This window comes from Paenibacillus harenae DSM 16969, from assembly GCF_000422465.1.
In the GTDB taxonomy this organism is placed as follows: Bacteria; Bacillota; Bacilli; order Paenibacillales; family Paenibacillaceae; genus Pristimantibacillus; species Pristimantibacillus harenae.
In genome coordinates this window covers 1308633-1328053 of record NZ_KE383842.1, presented here as the reverse complement: position 1 = coordinate 1328053, position 19421 = coordinate 1308633, and the positions used below count along the sequence as shown (strand labels likewise).

The window sequence follows — 19421 nt, the reverse complement described above, 5'->3', positions numbered from 1 at the left end:
GCTTATATTCACCGCGAAACGGGTTTATGCGCCAAGGATGGCATCAACCGTTTACGCATAGTTGAGGGGGATTGCACGTTATGTGGCAAACAAGAGATGGAAATACTTCCGATCAGCCGGAGCCTATCGCGGACGACAAAAGAAGAGGAAACCCTGTTGTAGATACGATCCAGCAGCTTGGACAAACTTCAACTCCGGCGCCTGCGGAGTCTAACGTATTTTGCATGACGATCATCGGTCAAGTGGAGGGACATCTTGTGCTGCCCCCGCAAAACAAAACGACGAAGTATGAGCACCTCATTCCTCAGCTCGTGGCGGCGGAGCAAAATCAAAAAATTGAAGGCGTACTTATCGTACTTAATACGGTGGGCGGAGATGTGGAAGCGGGCCTGGCCATCGCCGAAATGATATCTTCCTTGTCCAAACCAACCGTTACGCTTGTCCTTGGAGGCGGACATTCCATCGGCGTTCCCATAGCGGTCGCAGGGGATCTGTCTTTTATTGCTGAAACGGCGACAATGACGATTCATCCGATCCGACTGAATGGATTAGTCATCGGGGTGCCTCAAACATTCGAGTATTTGGATAAAATGCAGGAGCGCGTTATTCGCTTTGTAACCTCTCACTCCAATGTGACCGAGCAGACGTTCAGGGATCTCATGTTCAAGACAGGCGAATTAACGCGGGATATCGGGACAACGGTCATTGGAGCCGATGCAGTCAAACATGGTTTGATTGACCGGGTCGGCGGATTAGGCGAAGCAATCAAAGAACTGAATCAACGCATCGAAGCTTATAAAATGTCCAAAGCTGAGGTGACTCCCGTATGACGTTATATACGAATATGCCGCTTGAGCTCGTTCTGGAGGGCTTCCACGATGAGGTAAAGCCCGCTCAGGAGGTATGGGCGCTGGGCGTAAAAATGGAAGTCATGCCGGTAGCTCCCGGCATCGGAAAAATCGTTCGTTTATTGGAATGCGGCCTCGACGATTATTTAAACCCCAACCTTACGCCAGGAACGATTATTTCTTATCAGACGCCTGCAAACTGATGTTCGTGCGAATGTCGCATAGGAACATTTGTCCACCTATGGTATAATGTTTTACCAGAGGTGACTGATTTGGCTAAGAAAAGAAGACGAAAAAAAACAATCGGAGCAACTTTAAAATATGAAGTTTACGGTATCCTGCTTATAACGATTTCCATAATCGCGCTATCCGGCGAAGCGGCGGTCGGGCGATCGTTATCGAAGCTGTTCGGGCTTGTGCTCGGCAAATTTTATTTCGTGCTCGCACTTGTCGGGATATTCATTGGACTTGCAGTAATGGTGAAGCGAGCTTGGCCGCGCGGTTGGACAAACAAGCGGACAGGCTTGCTTATTTTGGTGCTTGCATTTGCGTTAATGAGCTCCATTTCTGAAATCGACCAGAAGCTTGGCCCGGCAGCCGAGCTGACGGGGGGACTCATATTAGACCAGCTGAGCAGCGATTTGAATGCATCGCTAATAAACGTAGCGGCAGTAAACGATGTGCCGATTAGAGACAAACAAATAAGCGGCGGATATGTTGGAGCAGTGCAATACTCGTTATTTTTTTCGTTGTTCGGATATTATGGCGCCAAGCTGATCATGTTTGTGATGTTTGCCATCTCCGTCATGCTGATGACCGGTAAATCCTATGTCGAGCTGGGGAGGATGATAACGGGCAAAGCAACTCGGATGATCAAGCTGTTAGGATCCAAGTGGGCAGCCCGTGCTTCAACACGGTCTGCCGCATCCGCAGCGGCCAATGGGAATAGAACCGGATCTGACTTTGATGATGACGACGATACGATCGACGATGATCATGACAGCTACGTCGTTACGCCGCCGAGAAGGCGGAGATCCTTGTTTTTTTCCTGGAGACAGGATCATCACGATGAAGAAGTGGACGACAAGGAAGACGAGCAAGACGAATGGGTGCTTGAGCCCGATCCCGTGTCCTCAGACGCGGGCGGCAAGCCTGCTTGGCAGAACGAGCAGGAATGGGAGAAATCCGGAGAGGAATTACATACGAACACGCCTGTCACGAATCCTCTTGTCGATGAACGTGCGCCTTGGTTAGACGCAGGAATCGATTCAAGCGCAAATGTGCCGCATTCAGAAGAGAATCGCGCTGAGGACTGGGACGGAGCCTGGCCTCTGCCTGCAGATGAGTCCGGTCCCGGTATTCCGGCTGCGGTATTCGATGAGAATGACGATGATCCGGCATTGGAGGACATTGAAATTTCCGACACTGAAGCTGATACCGTTGTTCCTTCAGAGGCGCTGGTTATCGATGCGGAGCAAGGCCATACGGAGGCAAGAAGGCCTATTGGAGAGCTCCAGGCTGAAAAGCCGTATCTGCTTCCGCCGTTCTCCTTGCTTAACAAGCCGAACCCGCTCGGCAAAGGCTCGGATGCGACGGATATGTATGATTCAAGAAGAAAGCTGGAAGCGACGCTCGAAAGCTTCGGCGTAAGGGCGAAGGTGCTTGACGTCGTACGCGGTCCCGCGGTTACCCGTTATGAGGTGCAGCCTGCGACCGGCGTTAAGGTTAGCCGGATCGTCGGGTTGACCGATGACATTGCGTTAGCGCTTGCGGCTAAGGATATCCGGATGGAGGCGCCTATACCAGGCAAATCAGCTATCGGGATAGAGGTGCCGAATATGGAGGTTTCCGTCGTTACGATGCGGGAGGTTATGGAGACTGCGACATTCCAGAACGCGTCCTCGAAGCTTTCGATCGCATTCGGCAGGGATATATCCGGGCAGACCATCGTCGGCAACCTGGCCAAAATGCCGCATTTGCTCGTTGCGGGCGCTACGGGCTCCGGGAAATCAGTTTGTATTAATGGGATCATTACGAGTATTTTGTACAAAGCGGCTCCGGACGAAGTGAAATTTCTTATGATCGACCCTAAGATGGTTGAATTGAACGTCTATAACGGGATCCCCCATCTCCTTGCTCCCGTTGTAACGGACCCGCGGCGGGCTTCACTCGCGCTTAAGAAAATCGTCGTAGAGATGGAGAAAAGATACGAGTTGTTTTCAAAATCGGCGACCCGGAATATCGAGGGCTACAATCTGTTAATGGCAGATAATCCTGCAGCCGTACTTCCGTATATCGTTGTTATCGTGGACGAGCTTGCGGATTTAATGATGGTGGCTGCTAATGATGTTGAGGATTCGATTGCGAGGTTGGCCCAAATGGCCCGCGCAGCCGGCATCCATCTGATTATTGCGACTCAGAGACCGTCGGTTGACGTAATTACGGGCGTGATCAAGGCCAATATCCCGTCCCGTATTGCCTTCGGCGTGTCTTCGCAAGTCGATTCACGGACGATTCTGGACATGGCTGGAGCAGAGAAGCTGTTAGGGCGGGGAGATATGCTGTTTCTGCCAGTAGGCATGTCCAAGCCGATTAGGGTTCAAGGAGCCTTCCTGTCCGATCAGGAAGTGGAAACGCTCGTGAATTATGCTCGCGACCAAGCGGAAGCGGAATACAAAGAAGATTTGGTGCCTGAGGTGGAGGAGGAATCCGCCGACGGAGATGAAATGCTGGATGAGCTTTACGACCAGGCCGTACAGATTATTATAGAGGCGAAGCAAGCATCCGTGTCATTATTGCAGCGCCGGATGCGAATCGGGTATACAAGAGCAGCCCGGCTGATCGATCAAATGGAGGCCCGATCTATCGTAGGGCCTTACGAGGGCAGTAAGCCGCGTGAGGTTCTGATTACGATGGAGCAGTTTCAAGCGAACCGGATAAGCTCTTAATTTCCGATGATTGCAGAAAGCGGGATAAAGTGCATAGAAGCAGATTCACTTTCTCATACTACAGTTAGGTAACGCTACCTTAAGCGTACTAACTTGCAAGAGAAAGGCAGATCCCTTCATGAAAAAACGTTTGATTGTGGTGACCTCGATAATCGTACTGCTGCTGTTCGGATCGTTCTCACTGCTGCACGGCGGGCATAACAAAGCAGCCGAAACGTTTAGCAATGCAACGCTAAAGGTTGGCTCATCAGGCCAGGACGTATATGAACTGCAAGGACGTCTTAAGCATCTCGGTTTCTTCAATGGACCAATCGACGGCCAGTTCGGCCAAGAAACCAAAAACGCAGTCACCTGGTTTCAGTGGAAATTCGGGCTAAAATCGGACGGCGTCGTGGGCGCAAAAACAAAGCTTAAGCTTTGGGAAGCGACGAAAGCCTGGAAACCGACGGCGCCAGTTAAGCAGAAGCCCGCTTCAGGCGGAGGCGGCGCCAATTCGTCGATTGCCAGATCCAACCGGTTAGGATTAACGGAAAATGACCTTAGAATGATGTCCAACGCCGTTTACGGCGAAGCGCGCGGCGAACCTTACGAGGGGCAAGTAGCGGTGGCGGCCGTTATTATTAACCGGGTGAAGTCGCAAAGCTTTCCGAATACGATTTATGGCGTTATTTTTCAACCGGGCGCTTTTACGGCTGTTGCAGACGGGCAAATTTGGTTAACGCCAAATGCTAAAGCGCGTGAAGCGGTAGAGGATGCCATTAACGGTTGGGATCCTTCCGGCGGCTGCCTTTATTATTTCAACCCGGTTACGGCCACCTCGAAATGGATATGGACCCGAACGCAGATCAAGACGATCGGAAAGCATATTTTCTGCATGTAGCTATACGTTGAACAGACTGGAAGCAGCCGTTACTGCCAAGCGCAGCAGTGGTTGCTTCTTCCATTTCCGTTGGGGTAGAATGGTATAGAGATTTGTCAATTGGAATAGATTTACTTATATAAAAAGCAGCTTGAAAGGAGCAAACCGAGTGACCCCATTCGAAAGAGGGCGGCTGCAGCGCATACGGCTGCATGTCATGCCTACGAAACGATTCAAAACGTTTGCCATTTCGTTATTTGCAGGACTTCCGCTTGATGAAGCAACGGTAACGCCGGTTGCTCTTATTCCGTTTGTACTTCGAAGAGGCACGGCGAACACGCCGGAGACCATCGCTTTTCGCGAGAAGCTTGATGATTTGTATGGGGCGGGCTTCGGGTTTGACGTTTATAAAAGAGGCGATTCCCAGATCGTCCAATTTCGTATGGATGTCATCAACGACCGGTTTGTTTCCTCCGACACTCCGCTGCTCGCAGCTTCGCTTCAATTTCTGGGGGATGTGCTGACCGATCCGCTTATTGAAAATAACGGATTCCGCCAGAAATATGTCGATGCCGAGAAGACGACGCTTCGAAAACGTCTGGAAGCAATCGTTAACGATAAAATCCGTTACGCGGCGGAACGCTGCCTGGAAGAGATGTGCGCGGATGAGCCTTACCGGCTGCATCCCCTTGGCCGTTTGGACCAGATCGGCGCTATTGCCCCTGCGGCGCTTCATGAGCATTATGAACAGTGGCTGGAGAATGCGGCTCTTGATCTGTACGTTGTGGGAGACACGTCGCTGGAGGAAGTCAGCCGTCTTGTAACCGAAGCGTTCAAGCTGAAAGAGGGAACGCCGTCCCCTTATACGAAGCCGGATGTCAATCATCCGGTTAAAGAAGTGAAGAACGTGATCGAACGGATGGAGGTTAGCCAAGGAAAGCTGAATATGGGGCTCCGGACGGGTATCGGATACGATGACGAGGCGTATCCCGCTTCATTGATGTATAACGGAATTTTAGGCGGCTACCCTCACTCCAAGCTTTTTCTTAACGTCCGCGAGAAGGAAAGCCTGGCCTACTACGCTGCTTCGCGTCTTGACGGCCACAAAGGAATATGTACGATTCAATCCGGCATAGAATTCGCTAATTACGACCGCGCGGTCGCGATTATTAAGGAGCAGCTCGAGAGCATAAAGCAGGGAAATCTGTCGGAGCTGGAGCTTAGCCAGACGAAAGCGATGATCTCGAATCATTTGCGTGAGCTTCAAGATTCCGCTTATGAAATGATTGCCTATGATTTCAACAGTGTGCTCACCGGAAAACAAAGAAGCGCGCAGCAGCTGCTGGAGCAGGTTCAGGCCGTTACGGCGGCGGATATCGTCAAGGTTGCGGAACGCGTGCAGCTGGATACGATTTACTTTTTGCGTGACCGAAAGGAGGCGTAACCGATGCAAACCCTTCAATATCCAAACGTGCAGGAAACGCTGTATAGGGAAGTCCTTGATAACGGACTTGAGGTTATCGTACTTCCGAAGGAAGGCTTCAATAAAACCTATGCTACCTTCGCAACTAAGTATGGTTCCGTTGACAACCGGTTTTCCGTCGGAAACCAAGCTCCCGTTAAAGTACCGGACGGCATCGCCCATTTTCTGGAACACAAAATGTTCGAGGAGCCGACGGGCGACATCTTTGCGGTATTTGCATCGCAGGGAGCTTCCGCCAACGCGTTTACGAGTTTTGACAGGACAGTCTATTTGTTCTCGGCTACCGAGCAAATCCAAGCGAATTTAGAGACGTTAATTAATTTCGTTCAAAATCCTTATTTCACGGATGCGAATGTGGAGAAGGAAAAAGGGATCATCGAGCAGGAAATTAATATGTATCGCGATAATCCGGATTGGAGGGTTTATTTCGGACTGATCGATGCGCTGTACCATGAGCATCCCGTTCATATCGATATCGCGGGTACCGTCGAGTCGATAAGACAGATCGATAAGGAAACCTTGTACCGCTGTTATGAGACGTTCTACCATCCGTCCAATATGCTGCTGTTTGTCGTAGGCGGCGTGAAGGCCGACGAGGTAATGGAGCTCGTACGCGCCAATCAAAGCGCGAAGTCTTTCGAACCGCAGGGCGCGATCGAGCGTTATTTCGAGAAAGAGCCTTCTGCCGTGAAAATCGCCCGCAAGGTGTCTGAGCTTCCTGTTTCTTTGCCGAAATGCATGATGGGCTTTAAAGAGAAGCAGGCAGGCCTTACCGGGGCAGCGCTGCTGCGCCAAGAGGTTACGACGAAGCTGATGCTGGATGCCTTAATCGGACCGAGCTCGAAGCTGTTTCAGCAGCTGTATGAGAACGATTTGATCTCCGATTCGTTCGGCCATGAATATAATTCCAGCACAGGCTATGCCTTCTCCGTTATCGGTGGAGACACGCCCGACCCGGATGAATTAATTAACCAAATTCGAGCAGCGGTCGAACAAAAATTAACCGGCGGCATTGAGCCGGAAGCATTCGAGCGCTCCAAGCGTAAAAAAATCGGCGGTTATTTAAGGATGCTAAATTCCCCTGAAGCGATTGCCGGCGAGTTTACGAGATACCGGTTCCGTGAAAGCGATATGTTCGATGTGCTCGCTTTCTACGAAAGCTGTACGCTGGAAGATGTCAATGCGCGTCTGCGCGAGCATTTTGATTTCAATCAGCTTGCCGTGTCCATTGTGAAGCAGCCCGAAAAATGAAGACCCTGCAGCAAATGACTGTACTAATTACCGGGGGAAGCCGCGGCATCGGGGCAGCGATTGCCAAACGATTTGCCGCGGAAGGTGTTAATATTGTCATTCATTATTTACAATCGCATGAAGTTGCGAATGAAACGGCCCGGACATGCATGGCACTCGGCGCCAACGTGCTGACGATCTCAGCCGATCTGCGCTCGAAGGAGCAGCTAGGGCGTATGAAGGAAAAGCTGGAAAGCCACAATATGCTGCCCGATATTTTGGTCAATAACGGCGGCATCTCGAGTTACGGCATGCTTATGGACGTAACCGAAGAAGAATGGGACGATGTGATGGCCGTTAATCTGAAGGGCATGTTTCTATGCACGCAGCTGTTCATGCCGCATATGATAGCGCAAAGATACGGCCGGATCATCAACGTTTCTTCCATTTGGGGCATGTCTGGCGCATCCTGCGAGGTGCTGTATTCCACGACAAAGGGCGGCATGAACGCATTTACGAAGGCGCTGGCCAAGGAATTGGCCCAGGCCGGCGTTACCGTCAATGCGGTTGCCCCCGGCGCCGTCGATACGGATATGATGGGCGGCTTTAACGATGAAGAGAAAGCGGCGCTGCAGCAGGAGATTCCGGTCGGCCGCTTCGGTTCGACGGATGAAATCGCATCGCTTGTTTATTTTTTGTCGCTTCCCGAATCGTCTTATATTACCGGACAAGTGATAAGTCCGAACGGCGGCTGGCATACTTAAAAATCCGTGCAACTTTTTGCCGTACAAGCCCGTTGAATAAATTAATAGCCATTGTCGCAAAATAATGATTGTTGATGATTCTTTCTACACCTTTAGGAGGCGAAGAGACATGTCAACTGTCCTTTCTAATTTTGCGACATGGAAACATTTTTTGGCGGACCGCGTTTCACAAGCTAAAAATGCCGGAATGACGGAACAAACCATTACGAGCTTGGCTTATGAAATTGGCAGCTTTCTCGATGAGAAAGTCGATCCGAAAAATGAGGAAGAACGGGTGCTTAAGGAACTGTGGGATGTGGGCGACGAGGCAGAGCGTAGAACGATCGCCGGCTTGATGATCAAGCTCGTCCAAAGAACCTAGCAGGACCAAAGCGAAACGACGGCACATTTTCGTCACAGAAGCAGCAGCAGGAAAGCCTCCCATCCGGAGGCTTTTCTGCAATGTTTTATGAGGGCTTGCAGGATTATGACGAAAATTGTAGAATAATGTTTTATGACGGACAAATCCATTATTTTCTTACGTCGAAACGAATTGGTTTAGGATGGTGACTGCCTTGGAATCGAAGCAATGGTACATGGAGTACAAAATACATAAGAACCGCCCGGGTTTGCTTGGCGATATCGCCTCGTTGCTTGGGATGCTTGAAGTTAACATCATGACAATTAACGGCGTTGAGGATCGGACGCGCGGCATGCTGCTTCAAACCGACGACGACGAGAAAATTGAGCTGCTTGGCAAGATGCTTCAAAAGGTTGATAATATTACCGTGAACAAACTGAGAACGCCTACAATTGTAGACATATTGGCTGTACGCCACGGGCGTTACATAGAAAGGGATTCCGACGACCGGAAGACGTTCCGCTTCATCCGCGATGAGCTTGGGATTTTAGTCGATTTTCTGGGCGAAGTGTTCAAGCGTGAAGGGAATCAGGTTATTGGTCTTCGGGGGATGCCCCGGGTCGGGAAGACCGAATCCATTATTGCGGGCAGTGTGTGCTCTAACAAAAGATGGACATTCGTATCTTCAACGCTGCTTCGCCAGACCGTCCGGAGCCAGCTCTCAGAGGACGAAATGCAGTCGAATAATATTTTTATTATTGACGGTATCGTAAGCACCATTCGTTCGAATGAGAAGCATCATGGCTTGCTGCAGGAAATAATGGCGATGCCTTCTACGAAAGTCATCGAGCATCCCGATATTTTCATAAAGGAATCTCATTATGACTACAGTCATTTTGACATTATTATAGAACTCAGAAATACCCCGGATGAAGAAATTACATACGAAAGTTTCACTGCAAACTACACAGACGATTTCTAGTCGGAAGGAGGCCGTCTCATGTCTGATTTAGGCGTATTACTTCAGAATGCAAGAGAGAAGCGCGGCTTATCGCTTGATGATATCCAGGAGACAACTAAAATTAGAAAACGGTATTTGCAAGCAATTGAAAGCGGGGACCATACGGTACTTCCCGGTCCTTTCTATGTGCGGGCATTTGTGAAAAATTACTCAGAAGCTGTCGGTCTCGATCCTGATGAAGTACTTCGGCTCTATCAGCATGAGGTGCCTGCGGCCCCGGCCGAACAGATTGTCGAACCCTTGCCGGTACGAACGCCGCGCAGAGTGAAATCGCAATCGTCTGAGCGCCTTGGCAAAATCGGCTTCAACGTGATGATGTGGTCTTTCCTCATCCTGATCGTCGTCGTTGTATGGGTGTATGTGATTAATCGAGATTCCGAACCGCCGAAGCAGGCGGATCAGAAAACGAACATTACGGATGCCAGCGAGCCTCCGGCCGATACGCAGAATGAAGAGACTTCCGGCAATACCACCGAAAATAACGGTTCGGATGAGGTTGTTCCATCACCGCCTGTGCCGACTCCGCCTCCGACGACCGTAACTTTCGGCAGCAAAGTGGGTAAAGCGGACCAATACGATATTGGGCCTGCCGGCGTCCATAAGCTCGAGATTAAAGTGGTTGGCGGGAGAAGCTGGCTGGAGGTTCGGGAAGGAAGCAACTCGGGAAAGAAGCTGTTTTCCGCTAATGCGGAGGACGGTACCGTACAGCCTTATGATTTGACGGGTCCACTCTACATCAATGTCGGCCGGGCCGATTACATTGAAATAAAGGTTGACGGCGTCCTGGTGCCTGACGGCGACAAAGCCACTTCGAAGAAGCTTCTGCTTTATCCGGTGGAAGGGGATACGCAGACGGATGCAGATCAGACGGGAGAAGGTACGGAAGATACGGAACAGAATGCAGCCGAATAGTAAACGGTAGCAAAGGAGAGATTTCATGGCTTCAGAAAACGCATTTGACATTGTTTCAAAGGTTGATATGCAGGAGTTGGCTAATGCCATCCAGCAAGCGGAGCGGGAGATTGAAACACGATTTGATTTCAAAGGCAGCAAGAGCAGTATCGCGCTTGAGAAGGAAGACCTGATCGTGGCATCCGAGGATGAGTATAAGCTAAAGAGCGTTCTTGATATTTTATTATCCAAGATGGTGAAGCGCGGCGTGCCGATCAAGAACCTGGATTATGGAAAGATCGAAGGCGCATCCGGAGGAACCGTTCGTCAAAAGATTAAATTGAGACAGGGCATCGAGCAGGATGCGGCAAAGAAAATCAATATTTTAATCCGTGATTCGAAGCTTAAGGTTAAGAGCCAAATCCAAGGCGATCAAATACGGGTATCCGGCAAAAGCCTGGATGATTTGCAGGCCGTAATGAAAATGCTGAGGGAAGCCGATTTGCCTGTCGAACTGCAATTTACGAATTATCGTTCTTAATTCATGAAGCTTCGTTTCATTGCATGATGTGAAACGGAGCTTTTCGTTTCGCGTCCCGACGCCGGAAGAGAAGGATTTGCCGTTTTTGACACGTGTAATGTCATGTATTATACTTGGTTAGATAGTTTCACGGAATGATCTGGAGGATACACCGATGACAGTAGGAGCAACGGCGGTTATGGATCGCTGCTTAATAAAGAGTACATATTTGATGTCGGAATCGGGTTTGATTCACGAACGTTGGGTTCGCTTAACGCACACCTATGAGTCTGATCGATCTAAGGAGGGAATTGCGTGAATCTGGCGAACCGAATAACATTAGCCAGAATATTTTTAGTGCCGGTTATTATGTTTTTTCTGCTCATCAAATTGGACCTGGGGTCAATTGGTTTTGCAGACTTCTCGATTACATACAACCAAATCGTAGCGGCACTCATTTTTATTGTGGCGGCAAGCACGGACGGATTAGACGGATATATTGCGCGCAAGAACAAGATTGTAACCAATTTGGGCAAACTTCTTGATCCCTTGGCGGACAAGCTTCTAGTTGCGGCTGTACTAATATCGCTAGTTGAGATGGATAAGCTGAACGCGCTCATCGCGATCGTCATTATTAGCCGCGAATTCGCGGTAACGGGCTTGCGCCAGGTTGCGCTTCTGGAGGGTTCCGTTATGGCCGCAAGCAATTGGGGCAAATGGAAGACAGCCATTCAGATTACGATGATCATTGCGCTTCTTCTTAATAATTTTCCGTTCGTCTTTATCGACTTTCCATTCGATACGATAGCGGTTTGGGCCGCTGCTATCATTACGGTGTACTCAGGCATTGATTATTTTGTGAAGAACAAGCATTTAATTCCGGTAGAATAATGGATAAAAGCATCTTTCCGACAAGTGGAGGGGTGCTTTTGCATATTTGTTAAAGATATCGTTCCTACTACGTTGGAAATGGGGAGAAATAGGATGAAAGCAGAAATTATTGCGGTCGGAACGGAGCTGCTGCTGGGACAAATCGTTAATACGAATGCGCAATACTTATCGCAGAAGCTTGCAGGCCTTGGGATCGACGTGTATTTCCAAACGGTTGTCGGCGATAATCCGGTCCGGCTGCGGCAAGCGATCGAAATTGGACGGAGCCGGGCGGATCTGCTCGTATTTACGGGGGGGCTTGGCCCGACGCAGGATGATTTGACGAAGGATGTCTTGGCAGACTATTTGAACCGCGGACTTTCCCTGCATGAGCCGTCGATGTCCAAGATCGAGCATTTGTTTCAAACAAGAGGTTTGCATATGGTTGAAAGCAATCGCCGCCAAGCGCTTTCGATCGACGGGGCTGAGCCTTTGGATAATACGACGGGACTTGCCGTCGGCAACGGATTGTCGGCGGACGGGACGCTCTATTTGCTGCTGCCCGGCCCGCCGAAGGAAATGAAGCCGATGATGGATGGCGCGGGAGAGACCTGGCTTCGCACCATGCTGACGAACGAACGACCGCTCTATTCCCGCATATTGAAGTTTGCCGGGATCGGCGAATCCAATTTGGAAGCCAAGCTGCTGGATTTAATCGACGGACAAGTAGATCCGACCCTCGCACCCTATGCGAAGGAAGGAGAAGTATCCATCCGAGTTTCCACGAAAGCGGATACGGAAGCGGAAGCCGGCCGGAAGATCGATGGCGCCGTAGAGAAGATTAAGGAACGCGTCGGCGAATATTTGTATGCCGAACAGGACATCCCGATCGAGGAAGCGGTTGTACAACTTCTTAGATCCTCACGCCGCAAGCTGGCGAGCGCAGAGAGTATCAGCGGGGGCTTGCTGGCTGAGCTGATTACAAGCGTCCCAGGAAGCAGCGGAGAGTATCTGGGAGGGGTCGTCACCTATACGAACTTCATGAAGCATCGCTTGCTCGGCATTCCGATGTCTCAGCTCGAGGGAGAAGGGGCTCCCGGAGCGATCAGCGATTCAACGGCAGCTTTGATGGCCGAACGTGCCAGAGAGCTGTCGGACGCTGATTTCGGGGTATCGTTAACCGGCGTTGCCGGACCCGCGGAAGCCGAAGGCAAGCCCGTCGGGCTCGTCTACTACGGACTGGCCGAGCGCGGCAAGAAGACCGTCGTTCTTACGATGCAATTAAGCGGCGATAGAGCGTCCATCCGGACCAGAGCGGCGAAGGCGGCTTTATACCGCTTGTGGCTTTCCTTGCGCGACTAGTCAGCCGGACCAAAAAAAGATTGTCAATTGATGCTCGGATCACTATAATTGTAAATAGTTATCGGAAGAACCGTAGCGAAGAATACCTTGCTGCGGTTTTTTTATGTCCATTTATGGAGGGGGGGAGAAAAAGACGAATGTATGTTCGAAAAAAATGCTTGGCAACCCGTCGGAAAAGAGTTATCATTACATTATAAATGATGAAGGATGTGAATTTCTTGTCGGATCGTCGCGCTGCGTTAGAAATGGCTTTACGTCAAATTGAGAAGCAATTTGGTAAAGGCTCCATCATGAAATTAGGTGAATCCACACACATGCAGGTAGAGACCGTGCCTAGCGGCTCGCTTGCTCTAGATATCGCGTTAGGAATCGGCGGCTTGCCGCGCGGACGCGTAATTGAAGTATACGGTCCTGAATCATCCGGTAAAACAACGGTTGCTTTACACGCTATAGCGGAAACGCAACGTATCGGAGGACAAGCTGCATTTATCGATGCGGAGCATGCGCTTGATCCGCTTTATGCCAGCAAGCTGGGCGTCAATATTGACGAATTGCTCTTATCCCAACCGGATACGGGCGAGCAAGCGCTGGAAATCGCAGAAGCGCTTGTACGGAGCGGCGCAGTCGACATCATCGTTATTGACTCCGTTGCGGCACTCGTACCGAAAGCCGAAATCGAAGGCGATATGGGCGATTCCCATGTAGGTCTCCAAGCCCGTTTGATGTCTCAGGCGCTGCGGAAGCTATCGGGGGCCATTTCGAAGTCGAAGACAATCGCAATTTTCATCAATCAGCTGCGTGAGAAGGTTGGCGTTATGTTCGGGAATCCCGAGACTACCCCGGGCGGACGCGCATTGAAGTTCTACTCCAGCGTGCGCCTCGACGTTCGCCGCGTGGAGACCTTAAAGCAGGGTAACGACATGGTCGGTAACCGCACAAGGATCAAGGTCGTTAAGAACAAGGTAGCCCCTCCATTTAAACAAGCGGAAATTGATATCATGTACGGCGAAGGGATTTCCAGGGAGGGAAGCCTGATCGACATCGGCGTCGAAATGGATATCGTACAGAAGAGCGGAGCTTGGTTCTCCTACGAAGGCGAACGTCTTGGCCAAGGCCGGGAAAATGCGAAGCAGTTTTTGAAGGATCATTCGGAAATCGCCGGAACGATCGAGAAGCAAATCCGCGAGCAAAGCAACTTATCCGCAGCTGCGTCGCAAGCGAATTTTAAGGCAGATGAAGAGGAAGACGAAGAGTTCGAGGATTTGAACTAATCGTGATGACGATTTGAAATAGCAATTCACAGCTTCGCCGTCCCCGCTCGGGACGGCGAAGCTGTGTTTACGAAGGAATTCGGGGTGGGACTAATCGAATCGAACGAAACTGGTTTAAGGATGATTTTATCGATCCGTCAGGATAAGAAGGAACGGAAGCTGTATCATTTGTACGCGGAGACGGAAGAGCCCTTGTTATCGGTGCACGAGGATATCTTGATCCGTTACCGGCTGATGAAAGGGCGCGAACTGTCAGTGGAAGAAATCGAGGATATACGCACGGACGACGAGAGATATCGCGCCTACGCGCTTGCGATAGCCTATTTGGGGGCAAAACCGAGAACAAGGAAACAAATCCAACTCTACTTGACACGTAAACTATTTGAAGAACAAAATATTCAATATGCTCTGGACCGTTTAGAAAGAGAGCATATTGTGGATGATGAACAATATGCGCTTCAATTCGCTGCCGGCCGTTTGAGAAACGGCTTGAAAGGAAGACTTTGGATCAAGCAGGAGCTTCAGCAGCGGGGGGTATCGAAGCAAGCAGCCGCCAAAGCAGCCGATGCATTGGGCCGGGAGGCAGAGCTGGCCGCGGCGACATCGGCAGCCGAGAAGAAATGGCGTACCCTCAAAGGGGAAACGGCGGATAGAAAGCGGAAGCTTATGGGATATTTGATGCGCAGAGGGTTTCCAGGAGATATCGTTAGGGAAGCGGTGAAGCTTGCCGTTTCAAACGGCGAAGCAGACTTATTCGATGAGGATGACGGGCTTTTGCTTGACAATTGATTTTATGAAAAGATAAAATGAGGTTGTATTCCTTCTACTTTGAATCAATTTTCCTTCCAAAAGTTGATTCGAAACGATCATTTTCGTCAAATTCAGTAATTGTTGAAACGGTATGGAAACCGGTTGAAAACCTAATAACATCCCAAGCCATGCCTTGGTATGCAGCAAGGAGGTGAACAAGATGCCTAGTGAAGTTATTTGGATCTTGATCTGTCTCTTTGTTGGCGCAATTTTCTTTGGGATTGGTTATTTTATTCGAAAGTCGATTGCCGAGGCGAAAATTTCGAGTGCTGAGCAGGCTGCCGTCCAAATCGTTGAGAACGCGAAGAAGGAAGCAGAGGCTCAGAAGAAAGAAACTGTGCTAGAGGCAAAAGATGAAGTCCACAAACTTCGTTCCGAAGCCGAGAGAGACATTCGTGAGCGTCGCAACGAGGCTCAACGTCAGGAAAGACGTTTGCTCCAAAAAGAGGAGTCGTTGGATAAAAAGCTAGAAGCGTTAGAACGCAAAGAAGAATCAGTTGCCAACAAAGAAAAACGGATCGATGAAACGCAAGAGCAGATTGATTCCATCTATAAGCAGCAGCTTAGCGAGCTGGAGCGAATATCCAGCTTGACGATGGAAGACGCGAAATCGATTATTTTATCCAATGTTGAGCAAGAAGTACGGCATGAAACAGCACAAATGATTAAAGAGATCGAGCAGCAAGCGAAAGAAGAGGCCGACAAGAAAGCACGCGACATCATTTCGTTAGCTATTCAACGCTGTGCGGCGGATCATGTGGCGGAGACGACGGTATCCGTTGTCACTTTGCCTAATGAAGAAATGAAAGGCCGCATTATCGGGCGTGAAGGCCGAAATATCCGTGCCTTGGAAACATTGACCGGTATCGATCTAATCATCGACGATACACCGGAAGCGGTCATTTTGTCTGGGTTCGACCCGATTAGACGCGAAATTGCCCGCACATCTTTAGAGAAGCTTGTGGCTGACGGTCGTATCCATCCTGCCCGCATTGAAGAAATGGTTGAGAAATCTCGCAAGGAAGTTGATGAGCGCATCCGTGAATACGGAGAGCAGGCAACCTTCGAGGTGGGAGTACACGGCTTGCATCCGGATTTAATCAAGATTTTAGGACGATTGAAATACCGGACGAGCTATGGTCAGAACGTACTGAAGCACTCCATGGAGGTTGCTTACCTGACCGGCTTGATGGCGGCGGAGCTTGGCGAGGATATTACGCTGGCGAAGCGTGCCGGATTGCTGCATGATATCGGCAAAGCGCTGGATCATGAGGTGGAGGGCTCACACGTTGAAATTGGCGTTGAGCTTGCGAAGAAGTACAAGGAGCATCCTGTTGTCATCAACAGTATTGCATCCCATCACGGCGATACGGAAGCAACTTCCGTCATTGCTATGCTGGTAGGAGCAGCCGACGCATTGTCGGCAGCACGGCCGGGAGCGCGTCGCGAGACGCTCGAAACTTACATTAAACGACTGGAAAAGCTCGAGGATATTTCCGAATCGTTTGACGGAGTGGAGAAATCCTACGCGATCCAGGCCGGACGCGAAGTCCGCGTTATGGTTCAGCCGGATAAGATCGACGATACGGAGGCTTTCCGTCTTGCTCGCGATATTACGAAGAAAATCGAGAGCGAGCTCGATTACCCGGGTCACATCAAGGTTACCGTTATTCGGGAAACCCGTGCGGTTGAATATGCGAAATAAAAACAATCAATCTCATATGCATTGCGGAAAAGTGGCTGCTTGTCAGCCACTTTTCTGTCTGAAAGCGTACATAAAGGAAGTGTAGGAGCATGAACGTATTATTTATCGGCGACATCGTAGGAAATGTGGGCAGAAGCGCGTTGAAACGCGTACTGCCGGCCCTTAAGAGCAAATATAATCCGCATATTATTATCGCCAACGGCGAGAATGCGGCTGCCGGAAGAGGAATTACGGCAACGATCGCTAAGGAATTTTTCGAATGGGGCGTCCATGGCATTACTATGGGCAACCATACGTGGGATAATAAAGATATTTTTGAATGGATTGACGAGGAGCAACGCATAGTTCGCCCGGCGAACTATGCGCCCGGCGCGCCTGGACAAGGCATGGCCTTCATCAAAGCGAACGGCAAGCAGCTTGCCATTATCAACCTGCAGGGTCGTACGTTCCTGCCGCCGATCGACTGTCCTTTCCGCAAAGCCGATGAGCTCATTGAAGAAGCAAGCGGGAAGACCAACCATATACTCGTAGACTTTCATGCAGAGGCGACGTCGGAGAAAATCGCAATGGGCTGGCACCTTGACGGCCGGGCATCGATCGTACTTGGGACGCATACGCATGTGCAGACAAATGATGATACGATCCTGCCTGGCGGAACGGCATATATTACGGATGTCGGAATGGTCGGACCGAAGGAAGGCGTGCTGGGGATGGAAAGAAATGCGGTTTTGCATAAATTCATTACACAGCTCCCGGTCCGTTTTGTCGTCGACGAAGGGAAATGGCATTTGCATGCGATATCCGTTCAACTGGACGATGCGACTGGGCAAGCCCGTAAGATCGAGAAAATTCGCCTTACGGAAGATGAATGGCTGCTTATGTAACGCATTAAACATTTGAAAATTTCCGACAATTCAGAACAGTCCGTTAATTAGCGGGAATAAAGCAGGAATTTTTTAACCTCTCTCGAATACTATTTAAAAGTGGAATCCATCCAACAGTCCAAGGGGAGGTTCTTTTTTATGGATGTATTAAAAGTTTCAGCAAAATCCAATCCAAATTCCGTTGCAGGTGCGCTTGCCGGCGTTCTTCGTGAACGCGGCGGCGCAGAGCTGCAAGCCATTGGAGCTGGCGCGCTAAACCAGGCAATCAAGGCTGTTGCGATTGCACGCGGGTTTGTCGCTCCCAGCGGGGTGGATTTAATTTGCATTCCAGCCTTTACGGACATCGTGATTGACGGAGAGGATCGTACAGCAATCAAATTAATTGTAGAGCCCCGGTAGCTGTTAGCCGTAATCAATGGCGGGGAGTAGCGGAAAGCATACGGTAACTAATCGCCTGTTTACGACGTAGACAGGTTTTTTGCTGCGAGCATGCATACACGCCTATCGGGCGTCATTGTCTGTGCGCCTACAGCTTCTTAGAATTAAAAAAAGACGTCGAGGTGAGAGAGTGAAAATCGTGGACTTTCATTGTGATGTGCTGTGCAAATTGCTGCTTGACGAAAGATTAACCTTTCAGAACGGCAAAGCAGGCGCACTGGACGTGACCTATGAGCGTTTGAAGGCATCAGAAACGATCCTGCAGACTTTTGCCATCTATATTCCGCAATCGATGAACGGACGTTTAGAGCCGATTCTGGAGAGCCTGGACCGCTTTCATCAATATGTCCTCTCCTGCGATGAGATGGTTTGGGTCAAGTCGGCCAAGGACTTGGAGGCATGCGTAAGGGACGATAAAATTGGAGCGCTGTTATCTTTGGAAGGCGTTGACGGGCTTCAAGGTCAGACACCTCTTCTCCGAACGATGCATCAGTTAGGAATCCGTGCCGCCGGCCTCACCTGGAATCATCCAAATTGGGCGGCAGACGGCGCAATGGAACCGCGCGGCGGGGGATTAACGGAAAAAGGCCGATTATTTGTTAAAGAATGCAATAAATTGGGTATACTGGTTGATGTATCGCACTTATCCGAGCAAGCCTTCTGGGATGTGGCGGACCTCACGGCGAAGCCGGTTATCGCCTCTCATTCCAACGCGAGAGCGATTTGCGATCATCCGAGGAACTTGAACGACGAGCAGATCAGGCGGATTATCGGGATGCAGGGAATGATCGGAATCACCTATGTGCCATGGTTTGTGTCCAAAGAGGAAGTCGTAACGGTTCAGGACCTGTTATTACATATCGAGCATATTTGCGCGCTTGGCGGAGAAGACCATATTATGCTGGGCTCCGACTTCGACGGCATCGATCGTTATATCAAGGATCTGACCCATCCGGCGGAGGTAGCGAATCTTCGAGAAGCGCTTCTAAAGCATTATACAGCGAGTCAGACGGAACAATTTCTTTCCGGAAACGCGCTCCGGTTTCTAAGCATGCAGCTGCCTAATGAATGAAAGCCAGTCCTATCTATTTCCGATATGAATTCAATCGAAACAAACTATACTTCATTTAAGCGTTTACATCTTGATTTTTAGGGAAATGCACCTTAAACTTGTTGT

19 protein-coding genes are annotated in these 19421 nt (G+C 50.0%); all 19 read left to right on the top strand.

Features of this window, described 5'->3' with window-relative positions; genetic code table 11:
• Positions 1-80: 80 nt before the first annotated feature.
• Positions 81-830: a ClpP family protease gene (locus H581_RS34305; protein WP_036718727.1), complete on the top strand. Its 750-nt coding sequence runs from the start codon at positions 81-83 to the stop codon at positions 828-830.
• Positions 827-1051: a YlzJ-like family protein gene (locus H581_RS0116520; protein WP_028610976.1), complete on the top strand. Its 225-nt coding sequence runs from the start codon at positions 827-829 to the stop codon at positions 1049-1051. The genes H581_RS34305 and H581_RS0116520 overlap by 4 nt, the downstream gene beginning before the upstream one ends.
• Before the next feature lie 69 nt (positions 1052-1120).
• Positions 1121-3796 carry an FtsK/SpoIIIE family DNA translocase gene (locus tag H581_RS0116515; RefSeq protein ID WP_028610975.1) on the top strand — a complete coding sequence of 892 codons (2676 nt, stop codon included), beginning with the start codon at positions 1121-1123 and terminating at the stop codon, positions 3794-3796.
• Between the two features lie 118 nt (positions 3797-3914).
• The gene (gene sleB / locus H581_RS0116510; RefSeq protein ID WP_028610974.1) at positions 3915-4676 is read left to right on the top strand and encodes a spore cortex-lytic enzyme; all 762 of its coding nucleotides are present in this window, start codon (positions 3915-3917) and stop codon (positions 4674-4676) included.
• Positions 4677-4872: 196 nt separating this feature from the next.
• Positions 4873-6099, top strand: a complete 1227-nt coding sequence (yfmF, locus tag H581_RS0116505; RefSeq protein ID WP_051251049.1) for an EF-P 5-aminopentanol modification-associated protein YfmF — start codon at positions 4873-4875, stop codon at positions 6097-6099.
• A 3-nt stretch (positions 6100-6102) separates the two neighbouring features.
• A complete protein-coding gene (yfmH, locus tag H581_RS0116500) occupies positions 6103-7389 on the top strand; it encodes an EF-P 5-aminopentanol modification-associated protein YfmH (protein WP_028610972.1) in 1287 nt (428 codons plus the stop codon).
• A complete protein-coding gene (gene ymfI / locus H581_RS0116495) occupies positions 7386-8132 on the top strand; it encodes an elongation factor P 5-aminopentanone reductase (protein ID WP_028610971.1) in 747 nt (248 codons plus the stop codon). The genes yfmH and ymfI overlap by 4 nt, the downstream gene beginning before the upstream one ends.
• Before the next feature lie 109 nt (positions 8133-8241).
• Complete coding sequence (locus H581_RS0116490; RefSeq protein ID WP_028610970.1) at positions 8242-8493, top strand: DUF3243 domain-containing protein; 252 nt, start codon at positions 8242-8244, stop codon at positions 8491-8493.
• Between the two features lie 193 nt (positions 8494-8686).
• A complete protein-coding gene (locus tag H581_RS0116480) occupies positions 8687-9454 on the top strand; it encodes a DUF3388 domain-containing protein (RefSeq protein WP_028610969.1) in 768 nt (255 codons plus the stop codon).
• A gap of 18 nt (positions 9455-9472) precedes the next feature.
• On the top strand, positions 9473-10405 hold the full coding sequence (locus H581_RS34300; protein ID WP_051250870.1) for a helix-turn-helix domain-containing protein: 933 nt from the start codon (positions 9473-9475) through the stop codon (positions 10403-10405).
• 25 nt (positions 10406-10430) lie between these two features.
• On the top strand, positions 10431-10925 hold the full coding sequence (locus tag H581_RS0116470; RefSeq protein WP_028610968.1) for a YajQ family cyclic di-GMP-binding protein: 495 nt from the start codon (positions 10431-10433) through the stop codon (positions 10923-10925).
• A 294-nt stretch (positions 10926-11219) separates the two neighbouring features.
• Positions 11220-11795 carry a CDP-diacylglycerol--glycerol-3-phosphate 3-phosphatidyltransferase gene (gene pgsA, locus H581_RS0116460; RefSeq protein ID WP_028610967.1) on the top strand — a complete coding sequence of 192 codons (576 nt, stop codon included), beginning with the start codon at positions 11220-11222 and terminating at the stop codon, positions 11793-11795.
• Positions 11796-11888: 93 nt separating this feature from the next.
• Complete coding sequence (locus H581_RS0116455) at positions 11889-13136, top strand: competence/damage-inducible protein A (RefSeq protein WP_028610966.1); 1248 nt, start codon at positions 11889-11891, stop codon at positions 13134-13136.
• Between the two features lie 218 nt (positions 13137-13354).
• Positions 13355-14407, top strand: a complete 1053-nt coding sequence (gene recA / locus H581_RS0116450; RefSeq protein WP_028610965.1) for a recombinase RecA — start codon at positions 13355-13357, stop codon at positions 14405-14407.
• 63 nt (positions 14408-14470) lie between these two features.
• Positions 14471-15196, top strand: coding sequence for a regulatory protein RecX (locus H581_RS0116445; protein WP_245600053.1), 726 nt, complete (start codon positions 14471-14473; stop codon positions 15194-15196).
• 181 nt (positions 15197-15377) lie between these two features.
• Positions 15378-16922: a ribonuclease Y gene (gene rny / locus H581_RS0116440; protein ID WP_028610963.1), complete on the top strand. Its 1545-nt coding sequence runs from the start codon at positions 15378-15380 to the stop codon at positions 16920-16922.
• A gap of 89 nt (positions 16923-17011) precedes the next feature.
• Positions 17012-17806 carry a TIGR00282 family metallophosphoesterase gene (locus tag H581_RS0116435; protein WP_028610962.1) on the top strand — a complete coding sequence of 265 codons (795 nt, stop codon included), beginning with the start codon at positions 17012-17014 and terminating at the stop codon, positions 17804-17806.
• Between the two features lie 138 nt (positions 17807-17944).
• The gene (locus H581_RS0116430) at positions 17945-18205 is read left to right on the top strand and encodes a stage V sporulation protein S (protein WP_006036664.1); all 261 of its coding nucleotides are present in this window, start codon (positions 17945-17947) and stop codon (positions 18203-18205) included.
• A gap of 121 nt (positions 18206-18326) precedes the next feature.
• Positions 18327-19316 carry a dipeptidase gene (locus H581_RS0116425; RefSeq protein ID WP_281169539.1) on the top strand — a complete coding sequence of 330 codons (990 nt, stop codon included), beginning with the start codon at positions 18327-18329 and terminating at the stop codon, positions 19314-19316.
• Positions 19317-19421 lie beyond the last annotated feature (105 nt).

Coding starts and splice junctions, on each gene's coding strand:
- H581_RS0116490 (WP_028610970.1), top strand. CDS start 8,242: ATGTCAACTGTCCTTTCTAATTTTGCGACATGGAAACATTTTTTGGCG.
- H581_RS34300 (WP_051250870.1), top strand. CDS start 9,473: ATGTCTGATTTAGGCGTATTACTTCAGAATGCAAGAGAGAAGCGCGGC.
- H581_RS0116435 (WP_028610962.1), top strand. CDS start 17,012: ATGAACGTATTATTTATCGGCGACATCGTAGGAAATGTGGGCAGAAGC.
- yfmH (WP_028610972.1), top strand. CDS start 6,103: ATGCAAACCCTTCAATATCCAAACGTGCAGGAAACGCTGTATAGGGAA.
- rny (WP_028610963.1), top strand. CDS start 15,378: ATGCCTAGTGAAGTTATTTGGATCTTGATCTGTCTCTTTGTTGGCGCA.
- ymfI (WP_028610971.1), top strand. CDS start 7,386: ATGAAGACCCTGCAGCAAATGACTGTACTAATTACCGGGGGAAGCCGC.
- H581_RS34305 (WP_036718727.1), top strand. CDS start 81: ATGTGGCAAACAAGAGATGGAAATACTTCCGATCAGCCGGAGCCTATC.
- H581_RS0116430 (WP_006036664.1), top strand. CDS start 17,945: ATGGATGTATTAAAAGTTTCAGCAAAATCCAATCCAAATTCCGTTGCA.
- sleB (WP_028610974.1), top strand. CDS start 3,915: ATGAAAAAACGTTTGATTGTGGTGACCTCGATAATCGTACTGCTGCTG.
- yfmF (WP_051251049.1), top strand. CDS start 4,873: ATGCCTACGAAACGATTCAAAACGTTTGCCATTTCGTTATTTGCAGGA.
- H581_RS0116455 (WP_028610966.1), top strand. CDS start 11,889: ATGAAAGCAGAAATTATTGCGGTCGGAACGGAGCTGCTGCTGGGACAA.
- H581_RS0116470 (WP_028610968.1), top strand. CDS start 10,431: ATGGCTTCAGAAAACGCATTTGACATTGTTTCAAAGGTTGATATGCAG.
- H581_RS0116520 (WP_028610976.1), top strand. CDS start 827: ATGACGTTATATACGAATATGCCGCTTGAGCTCGTTCTGGAGGGCTTC.